The organism is Streptomyces sp. SID3343 (genome assembly GCF_009865215.1).
GTDB lineage: Bacteria > Actinomycetota > Actinomycetes > Streptomycetales > Streptomycetaceae > Embleya.
The window spans coordinates 1-2,278 of record NZ_WWJX01000238.1 but is presented as its reverse complement, the minus strand read 5'-3'; the positions used below and the strand labels follow the sequence as shown (position 1 = coordinate 2,278).

2 protein-coding genes are annotated in these 2,278 nt (G+C 75.5%); one reads left to right on the top strand and one right to left on the bottom strand.

The features are described 5' to 3' along the window. Nucleotides 1-211: 211 nt before the first annotated feature. The gene (locus GT354_RS08525; RefSeq protein WP_161355654.1) at nucleotides 212-661 is read left to right on the top strand and encodes a DUF6299 family protein; all 450 of its coding nucleotides are present in this window, start codon (nucleotides 212-214) and stop codon (nucleotides 659-661) included. 49 nt (nucleotides 662-710) lie between these two features. On the opposite strand, the gene GT354_RS08520 is transcribed toward GT354_RS08525, so the two are convergent. Further along, the coding region (locus tag GT354_RS08520) for a hypothetical protein (RefSeq protein ID WP_161355653.1) at nucleotides 711-2,278 on the bottom strand (1,568 nt) is incomplete at its 5' end.

Below are 2,278 nucleotides of genomic sequence, written 5' to 3'. Positions count from 1 at the left end.
GGATCACCGCGAGCACGACCCGGGCCAACGCCGCCGCCCGTCGGCTGCTGGCGAACGCGGGCGCGAGCTTCGAGCCGGGGCCGCCGGCGCCCGAGCGGACCAACGGCGCGCCGGACGACCCGATCGACGCGACGCTGCCGGTCGACTGAACGCGCTCCCCCATCCGTACGGTCCGGCGATACCTCGACCGTCGAAGCTCGTTGTCCGGGGCATGATCATCACCACGCGCCGCACGTCGCTCGCCCTGTCCGTCGGCCTCGCCGCCCTCGCCCTCGCCCTGTCCCCGGTCGCCGCGCACGCGCACCCGGGTACGCGTGGCGCGGCCGACCACCTCACCCTGGACCCGACCGCTCGGGCGACCGCCGACGGCGTGGTCACGGTCGGCGGCACCTACACGTGCTCGCCGGAGCACACCGCCTCGGTGCTCCTGGGCGCCAACCTGCGGCAGGGGCCCTGGCACGCCTCGGTGGGCGGCGACTTCGCCGAGTGCGACGGCCACGAGCACACCTGGCACAGTTCGGCGCGCGTCGGGCCTGAGGTCGTGCCCGCGATCGTGCAGGCCGACGCCACCATGCTCGAACTGGACTTCTCCGGTGGGCTGATCCCGCGCGCCACGATCCTGGCGACCGACGCGCACGACGTCGTCGTCGAGCGGGTGTAGCGCCGGTGGGCGAAGCCCCCTCGGGCGAGGGGGCTTCATCCGTCGTGGTTCAGCCGCGGGTGAGTTCGGCGCGCAGTTCGGCCAGTTGCTCGTCGGCCGCGGCCCGGACGCCCGCCGCCGAGCTCGCGGCCAGCGCCGCGTCCACCCGCGTCAGGGCCGCCGGGCGATCCTCCAGGCCGAACGCCTCGATGCGCGCGGCCAGTCGTATCGCGTCCAGGTATACGTCGACCTGCTCCGGGAGCATCGCGGTGTACGCCTCGGCCGCGCGCTCGGCGGCGTCGCGCGCGCCGGACAGTCGGTCGGCCCGCGCCAGCAGGTGCGCCAACTGGTGCTGCGTGTGCGCCCGTTCCCGCTCGACGAGGTCCGCCGCGTCCGGGTCTGCGACGGGCGCGCCGTCGAGCTCGCGCAACGCCTGCCCGAACATCGCGATCGCGCGGTCGACGCCGGACGGGTCCTGCGGATCGGTGCTGCCCGCCAGGTTCCACGCCTTCGCCCGCAGGACCTGCACCGCGGCGCCGAGCCGCCCTTCGGCGCGCAGCAGTTCGAGCGCCCGCCCGTAGGCGGCCTGCGCCTGTGGGGCCATGCCCGCCTCGGCCAGCGCGTGCGCCGCGTCGACCGCGATGTCGGCCTGCGTCGCGCGGTCCACGAGCTTGACCGAACTCTCGGCGGCGAGCGACAGATGCCGGGCCGCCTCACGGGCGTCGCCGAGTCGGCCCAGGCACATCCCCAGCGCCCACCGATCACGCATCGCGGCCTCGGCGCCCAGGTGTTCGGCGACGTGCGGCAGCAGTTCCTCCAGGATCGCCGCGGCCTCCGCGTCCCGCTCCAGCTCGAACAGCATGCGTACGGCGCCGGCCCGGCACGCCGTGGCCATCGCCGGCTCGTCCTCGTCGTCGAGCAGGTGGGCGGCCTCCAGGGCGAGCACATACGCGTCGGCGAGCCGGCCCTGCGCGGCGATCGCGTTGCACAGCACGGTCAGCGCCCGACCGACCGGGAACGGCGGTTCGGGGTACACCGCGGCCGCTTCCAGGGCGGCCCGCATGTCCTGCTCCGCGGCGACCGCCTCACCTGCGGCAAAGCGGACCTGGCTCAGCACGAACAGCGGCCGGCACACCTGCCAGGGCCGGGCGGACGCTTTGAACAGCTCGACGGCGGCGACGAGTTCGGTCTCGGCGCGGTCGGGTTCTTCGTCGCGCAGAAGGCGATCGGCGCGCAGTTCGGCCGCGCCGGCCCGTCGATATCCCAGGTCGTGCGTGGCGCCGATCTCGTCCAGTTCGCTCAGCAGCGCCTCGGCGTCGCCCACCTGCGCCATCGTCACGGCGACCGCGCGGTGGTGCACCACCAGGGCAAGCGGCCTGGCGTCCGCACGGCCGTCGCGCAGCAGGGCCTTGGCCTCCGCGTGCGCCGCGGCCAGGATCTCCAGGCCCGCCGGGTCCTCGTCATGGGCCTTGACCAGGCCGATCGCGGCCTGCGCGCCCACCGCCCGGCCGGGTAGGTCGGCCGCCGTGAACCGGGCGGCGGCCTCGGTCAACAGCGCGATGCCGGCCGCCGATTCGCCCTGCTCGGCCAGGTCGGTGCCGCGCGCGGCGGCGATGCACGCGAGCGCGACGCGGTCCG